We start from the raw sequence: 7,393 nt of genomic DNA on the forward strand, positions 1-7,393 counted from the left end.
GCGTTTTTTCTTTTACTTATTTTTGCGCCAGTTGGTATTAAAACTTTTTTAAATTTTTCTATCATAAAATGTCCTTTTTTTATTAGTATAAGTATTATACTAAATTATTTTAAAAAACAAAATAAAAAAATATTTTTTTTATAAATTTTTGGTAAAAAACGCACTTTTAAAAAGTAAAAGTGCGTTAGTATAATAAATTACTGAAAGTTTAAATTACTAATCCTCCATTTTCATTATTTAAAGAGTTTTTAAATTGAATTATAGAAGCGAACAAAAAGTTTTTAATTATTGGTAATATTAATGCTGTTTCTTACAAAGAAACATTTCGAAATATAAAAGAAAATAAATTATGATTAGGTCCAAGTATAACAAGTGGGGATAGAGAATTTAGAGTTCCTGATGATTACGATTTAAATGCTTCGGGGTTTAGAATAGATGAAAAAGGAAATAAATATATAAGAGTAAAAGGGGTCAGGTGGTATTCTAATTTAGAACACGGTAAAAGACATCAACCATTATCATTACTTACTATAGATAATAATTTAAAATATAATAAAAAACTTATTAAAAAATTAGAAGAATTTGGAAGTAAAACATATTTAAAATATGATAATTATGATGCTATTGATGTTCCTTTTACAGATGCAATTCCAAATGATTTTGAGGGTGTAATGGGTGTTCCGATAACTTTTTTAGATAAATATAATCCCGATCAATTTGAAATACTAGAGTTAAATATAAAAGGCAAAATTAATAATAAAAAAGTATACGCAAGAATAATGATTAAACACAGGGGCAAAAATGATAACTAGATTAGAAACAAATTTAACTATTAAAGATATTACTGATGGTTTTGTCTACAATGAATATGAAGGAAAAGGATTATTTGGTTTATCAGGTAAATTAGTTATTCAACCTGAATATCAAAGAAATTATATTTATGCTGATGGTAAAAAAGATGTAGCTGTTATCGAATCGATTCTAAAAGGATATCCGCTTGGTTTGATTTATTTTAATAAAATTAAAGGTGAAGATAAATATGAAGTTTTAGATGGACAGCAGAGAATCACAAGTATTGGTAGATTTTTAACAGATAAATTTGCTATTATAAATAATAATAAAATTCCTATATATTTTGGTGGTATGGCCAAAGACCTTCAGGATAAAATATTAAATACAAAATTAACTATTTATATCTGTGAAGGTGAAGAATCAGAGATCAAAGAATGATTTAAAACAATTAATATTTCAGGTATTCCATTAAATGAACAAGAACTATCTAATGCTATTCATTCAGGACCATTTGTTACACTAGCAAAAGAAGAATTTAGTAATTCACAAAATAGTCATATTAACAAATGACAATGGTACATAAATGGTTCAGCAAACAGACAAGATTATTTAAAAACAGCACTTGATTGAGTAAGTCAAGGAAATATTGATGAATATATGAGTAAACATAGATATGATAATAATATTAATGAACTTAAAACATATTTTAATACTGTTTTAGATTGAGTTACAACAGTATTTACGAAACCACATAGTTATATGAAAGGTATTGATTGAGGTAATTTATATTTAAAATATTATAAAAATCCTTATAATCCAAATGAAGTATGAGAAAAAGTTGAAAATCTTAATAGTGATTATCAGGTTAATGATAAAAAAGGGATTTTTGAATATATTCTTGGCGGGTGCAGTGATCCAAAATTATTAAATATTAGAGTTTTTGATCAAAAAACAAAAGATACTGTTTATTCACAACAAACAAAACAAGCAAAAGAACAAAATATATCAAATTGTCCTCTATGTGCTATTTCTAATAATTCTGATAATAAAAAAATATGAGCATTAAAAGATATGGATGCTGATCACGTAACTGCATGGAGCAAAGGTGGTTCAACAGATATCTCTAACTGTCAAATGTTGTGTAAAACACACAATAGAGTAAAAGGTAATAGATAAGAATTTTTAAACCTTTAATCTTTTTTACAAGATTAAAGGTTTTTTATTTCAAAATTTAACCATTTAACATAGCTTGAAAAAAGCATCTCAAAATGGAGATGCCAATTAACTAAACAATCTTAACAAGAAAAACTTTTTTCTTACCTAAGTGAAGTAAAGCAAATTTATTATCAAAATATTCTGATTTAACAACAAAGTCTTCGGTAATTGCTTTTAAATTAACTTTAAAAGCGTTTTTTTGTATAAGTTCTCTTACTTCTCTTTTAGAGTTAATTATTTTTAATTCAATTAATTGATTAACAAGATTTTGATTCTTGTTAAGTTGAACTGTTGGTATTTGACCTTCTATTGATTCAATTTTTTGTACTGAAATTGAAGATAAATCAATATTTTTATTAAATAATAATTCACTAATAGTTTTAGACTTAATAGCTTCGTTTTCTCCAAAAATATCTCTGATTACTTCATAAGCAAGTCTTTCTTGTCCTAGTTTTAATGAAGGTTGTAATTGGTGTTTTTGTACAATTTCTTGAATTTCATCTAATTCAAGAAATGTTAAAAACTTAAATAATTTATCTATTTCTGAATCATTTTGATTAAGTAAAAATTGATATAAGTCATAAGGTCTAGAATTAAGTCATAAATTACCACCACCTGTTGATTTACCAAATTTATTACCATTACTATCAGTTAATAGAGAAATAGTTATTGCACTAGCGTTATGTTGTTCACCTACTTGTTTATTTATTATTTGTAAACCAGTAGTAAGATTTCCTCATTGATCTGAACCACCAACTTGAATTTTTACTTCGTGTTCTTTATATAATTTATAAAAGTCTCATCCTTGAATTAATTGATAACTAAACTCTGTAAAACTTAAACCTTTTTCTATTCTTGAACTTACTGAATCTTTTGATAACATATATGAAATATTAACTAGTTTTCCAGCATCACGTAAAAATTCAAGCACTGACATATTTTTATAAAAATCATAATTATCAATTACTTCTAAACCAAAGTTTTCTAATTGTTCTCTGATTTTATTTTTGTTTTTAATAACAGTTTGATTATCTAAAAGTTGTCTTTCAGAATCCTTAAAAGAAGGATCACCGATCATACCAGTGGCCCCACCAATTAAAGCAACAGGATTAAAACCATATTTTTTAAAACGTAGTAATGTTGCAATTATGATGTAATTACCTAAGTGTAAACTTTCAGCTGTTGGATCAAAACCAGCATAAACTTTTGATCCCCAAGGTAAGAATAAAATTTTATTTGTATCACTAATGTCTTTTAAAAGACCTCTGAGTTTTAATTCTTGTATTATGTGCATTTAAATTACAAATTCCTCTCCTACTTTGTTATTATCACTAAAAATTAATCCTTCTTTATTAATACCTAATGTTTGATAACCACACAACATACCATAACTATCAACATTTAAAAGTTGATTAGGTAAGATTTCAAGACCAGCAAATGTTGTTGCACCAGGTAGACCAACAACTAATGTTTTACCTATTTGTGAATCCAGAGTATTAGTTACAATTTGTACATTTGTATTATCTGCAATTTTTACAGATAATACAAACAACTTGTCACTACTTGGATGATTTTGTCTATCTAAAATTTCACCATAAACAAACATTTTTTTAACATTTAAGTTTAAATTTAAGCATTGAACTACATTTAATAATTCTGTTAAATTTTCAACTTTTTCACTATAAAATTTTTTATCATTTTTTATTTGATATTTTGCATTATCCAAAACATTAATACTGTGAATATTTTTGTTTTGATCTACAAAAAATACTAAATCATTTTGTTCAATTTTTTCAACAATTTTTACTTCACAATCCACATAAATAATTGAAGTATTTTTAAACATTTTATCTAAGTTATTAACTAAAATCATAATTCTATTATACAAAATAATTATAATTAAATTATATTAAAATTGATATAATACAAAATATGAAAGATATAGCAATTGTAGTAGATTCATCATCAGGATTAACAAAAGAGCAAGCAAATAAACTTGGTCTATATTTTTTACCTTTGCAAATTGAATTAGAAGGCCAAATCTATAACGATGGTATAGATTTGACCTATGATAACTTTTTTAATCACTTTAGTTTGAACACAAAAGTTGCTAAAACTTCTGCAACTAATTTAGGTTATGCTAGTGATTTATTAACTTCTTTAGCAAATGAATACCAAAAAGTAGTTGTGTTTCCAATTTCATCAAAATTATCAAGTCAGTTTTCAATGCTAGACAGTATTGCTAAGGATTTAAACAATGTTTATATTGTAGATTCAGTTGATATTGCTGTAACTATCTTAGTAAGAGTGCAAAAATTTATTAATGATTATCAAAAATTAGGATTTGAAGAAGCATTTAAAAATGCTTGTGTTTGAAATGAAGATGAATTAAGTATTACTTTGTTGCCTAAATTTAATGATTATCTTGTTAGAGGTGGTAGGTTATCACCAGCAGCTAATATTATTGCAAAACTTTTAAAAGTTGTACCACTTATTAAGTTTTCTAATGGAATCCTTGATAAAGAAGGAAAAGGAAGAGTTTTTGATAAAAGTCTAATTAATGTTGTGGATTCAAAAATTAAAAATAAAGAAGATAAACTTATTTTTCTTGGTGAGAAAAATGAGGATATGTTCTCTTTAATTGAATATGTTAAAAAACAATACAATATTGAACCAATTGTTTTACCTATTCCTAATGTAATTTCAATCCATACAGGTCCGCAAGCCATTGTTATAATCAAAACAAACACAGAAATAAAGGATTTAATTGCAAAATATGTTTCAGAAATCATATAATTTAAATAATGAAAATGAATTAAAAGAAGTTATTGATTTTTGATTTGAAAAAATCAAAAATCATAAAATTGTATTACTTTCTGGCGATTTAGGATCAGGTAAAACAACGTTTGTTAAACACTTAGCTAAAAAACTTGGTATTCAGGAAAAAATTACCTCGCCAAGTTTTAATTATATGAAAACATATAATGGATTAATACATATTGATTTGTATAACTTTAAAGGTGATTTAAGTGAATTTGAAGATTTTTTTGAGGATAATATTGTTGCAATTGAATGATCAAACTTACATAATTTAAACATTAAACCAAGTATCATTATTAACGCAAACCTCAATAATGATAATTCCCATACTTTTATTATAAAGGAAAATATATAATGAATATTTTTTTAGATACATCTTCAAAAGATTTTGTTTTAGTTTTATTTGATGATAATTTTAAAGTTATTGATTCAATCTTGTTAACTGGATATAAGAAAAAAGTTGATTTAATCCCAATTAAATTTGAACAAATATTAAAAAACAATAATTTAGATACACAAGATATTAAAAGTTTTTATACTAATTTAGGACCAGGATTTTTTACTGGTATTCGCGCTTCGCTTGTATTTTTTAGAACAATAGCAATGTTGCTTAAAAAAGAGATATGAACAACAAATACACTTGAAATATTAAAAACACAAAACCCAAATCAAGAGATGTTTTATTTAGATGCACAAGGTAATAAAGTGTATCAAATGAATGTTTTAGAATATCAACAAACTAATGATATTTATCAAGCAATTAATGTGTGTGAAAATAATGATTATTCATTAAATTTTGTTGATTATCAAAATATGATAGATAACTTTTTTAAATATAAGAATATATTTAAAAAAGAAGATAAATTATTAGATATTGAACCATTTTATATTAAAAAACCGCAAATAGGAGGATAGTATGAGAATCTTAGGTATAGAAACTTCGCACGATGATACTTCTATTGCACTTTTAGAAAATGGTCAAATATTAGATATGTGGTCAATATCTCAAATTGATATATTTAAAGAATTTGGTGGTACCATACCTGAACTCGCTTCAAGAGAGCATGTGAAAAATATTGCCATAATCCAAGAGTTGATTCAAAAAAAATATGATTTAGCAACTGTGGATTATATTGCTTACACCAAAGAACCAGGATTAATAGGTTCTTTACAAATAGGATTTTTGTTTGCAAGTGCTTTATCTTTATCGTTAAATAAACCCTTAATCCCAATCGATCATTTAGATGGTCATTTTTTTTCAGCAACTATTACTGAAAAAATAGACTTTCCTACTTTATGTTTGTTAGTTTCTGGCGGACATACTCAATTAATATATGCAAAAGATATTTTTAATTTAGAAATAGTAGGTGAAACATTAGATGATGCAGTAGGTGAAGCATTTGATAAAGTAAGTTCAAGGATAGGATTAGGATTTCCTGGTGGACCAATTATTGATAATTTATCTAAACAATACAATTGAGAATATATTAAGTTTAGTAAACCAAAAACAGAACAAGAATTAGATTTTTCTTTTAGTGGTTTAAAAACACAAGTTTTAAACTATTTAAATCAAAATCAAATGAAAAATGTTGAAGTTGATAAAATACAACTAGCTTGTAGTTTTCAAAAAACAGCAGTTGAATATTTAATTGATAAAACAAAATTAGCATTACAAAAATATAATGTAGCAACACTTGTCTTAGGCGGTGGCGTTAGTGCAAATACTGAACTAAGAAAAGAGTTTTTAAAACTACATAAAAATACTATTATTCCATCTTTAAAATATTCTACTGATAATGGAGCAATGATTGCTCAAACTGCATATATTCGATTAAAGAAATAATATTTAGAGGTATTATGAATCAAGATAACAAACAAAATATATTAAGTTTATTTGATAAATCATTGCAAACATTAATAGTAGAAATTACAAATGGTGAAGGTGTTGAAATAGATTATGTACAAACATCAAGTATTTTATCTTTATTAAATACAAATGATGTAAATAATAATCTTGAACAATATTCATTAAATCAAATCTGATTTGTTAAAAACATTAATAATGCTATACAATTTTTAAAACAAACTATTAATGATATTTTGGATAACAAAATAGATTTAAAACAAAATTTAAAATCTATTTTGTTAAAACTGCATTCATATGTAATGGAATCAAATTCTAAATTTGTTCCTGGTAAAATAAGAGAAGTAAATATCAGAATTAAGGGTAGTCTATACATACCACCAAATTTTGATAAATTACAAAATCTTTTAAATTGTATTTTAAAAGATTTGGATACTAATAATAAAGCATCAACTTTAATAACAACAGTAAGATTAATGAAACTACAAGTTTTTCCTGAGTTTCCCAGTTGTAAATAAATAAAAATGTTTAGACCTACTGTGTAGGCCTAAACATTTTTTTAATTAAAATTTGCTATATATTTTTAATAAATGCTTGTATTTTAAACTTTCAGTAATTTATTATACTAACGCACTTTTACTTTTTAAAAGTGCGTTTTTTACCAAAAATTTATAAAAAAAATATTTTTTTATTTTGTTTTTT

Annotated in this window: 9 protein-coding genes; 7 read left to right on the plus strand and 2 right to left on the minus strand. The window is 24.5% G+C overall.

Annotated features, from left to right (window positions below; all coding sequences use genetic code 4):
* The first annotated feature begins 212 nt into the window (after positions 1 to 212).
* Positions 213 to 812 (plus strand): adenine-specific methyltransferase EcoRI family protein, encoded by a 600-nt coding sequence (locus BU00_RS05420; RefSeq protein WP_211246798.1) that lies wholly within the window; start codon positions 213 to 215, stop codon positions 810 to 812.
* Complete coding sequence (locus BU00_RS0102975) at positions 802 to 1,968, plus strand: HNH endonuclease family protein (RefSeq protein WP_027121425.1); 1,167 nt, start codon at positions 802 to 804, stop codon at positions 1,966 to 1,968. Before BU00_RS05420 ends, BU00_RS0102975 begins: the two co-directional genes overlap by 11 nt.
* 109 nt (positions 1,969 to 2,077) lie before the next feature.
* Here BU00_RS0102975 and tyrS read toward each other — a convergent pair whose 3' ends face one another.
* Together tyrS and tapR are read right to left on the minus strand one after the other, a co-directional pair.
* A complete protein-coding gene (gene tyrS / locus BU00_RS0102980; RefSeq protein WP_027121426.1) occupies positions 2,078 to 3,301 on the minus strand; it encodes a tyrosine--tRNA ligase in 1,224 nt (407 codons plus the stop codon).
* Positions 3,302 to 3,880: a TyrS-associated PheT N-terminal domain-related protein TapR gene (gene tapR / locus BU00_RS0102985; RefSeq protein WP_027121427.1), complete on the minus strand. Its 579-nt coding sequence runs from the start codon at positions 3,878 to 3,880 to the stop codon at positions 3,302 to 3,304.
* 59 nt (positions 3,881 to 3,939) lie between these two features.
* Between tapR and BU00_RS0102990 the strand changes: the two genes are divergently transcribed.
* From BU00_RS0102990 to BU00_RS0103010, 5 genes are read left to right on the plus strand one after another with little or no spacing between them, the layout of a single operon-like run.
* A complete protein-coding gene (locus BU00_RS0102990; RefSeq protein ID WP_027121428.1) occupies positions 3,940 to 4,803 on the plus strand; it encodes a DegV family protein in 864 nt (287 codons plus the stop codon).
* On the plus strand, positions 4,784 to 5,182 hold the full coding sequence (tsaE, locus tag BU00_RS0102995; RefSeq protein WP_036459010.1) for a tRNA (adenosine(37)-N6)-threonylcarbamoyltransferase complex ATPase subunit type 1 TsaE: 399 nt from the start codon (positions 4,784 to 4,786) through the stop codon (positions 5,180 to 5,182). The genes BU00_RS0102990 and tsaE overlap by 20 nt, the downstream gene beginning before the upstream one ends.
* A complete protein-coding gene (gene tsaB, locus BU00_RS0103000) occupies positions 5,182 to 5,742 on the plus strand; it encodes a tRNA (adenosine(37)-N6)-threonylcarbamoyltransferase complex dimerization subunit type 1 TsaB (RefSeq protein ID WP_027121430.1) in 561 nt (186 codons plus the stop codon). The genes tsaE and tsaB overlap by 1 nt, the downstream gene beginning before the upstream one ends.
* 1 nt (position 5,743) lies before the next feature.
* Positions 5,744 to 6,670, plus strand: coding sequence for a tRNA (adenosine(37)-N6)-threonylcarbamoyltransferase complex transferase subunit TsaD (gene tsaD, locus BU00_RS0103005; protein WP_027121431.1), 927 nt, complete (start codon positions 5,744 to 5,746; stop codon positions 6,668 to 6,670).
* A gap of 14 nt (positions 6,671 to 6,684) precedes the next feature.
* Positions 6,685 to 7,209 carry a hypothetical protein gene (locus tag BU00_RS0103010; protein ID WP_027121432.1) on the plus strand — a complete coding sequence of 175 codons (525 nt, stop codon included), beginning with the start codon at positions 6,685 to 6,687 and terminating at the stop codon, positions 7,207 to 7,209.
* The last annotated feature ends 184 nt before the right edge of the window (positions 7,210 to 7,393 follow it).

The sequence above is a fragment of the Mycoplasma leonicaptivi ATCC 49890 genome, assembly GCF_000622205.1.
GTDB lineage: Bacteria > Bacillota_I > Bacilli_A > Mycoplasmatales > Metamycoplasmataceae > Mycoplasmopsis > Mycoplasmopsis leonicaptivi.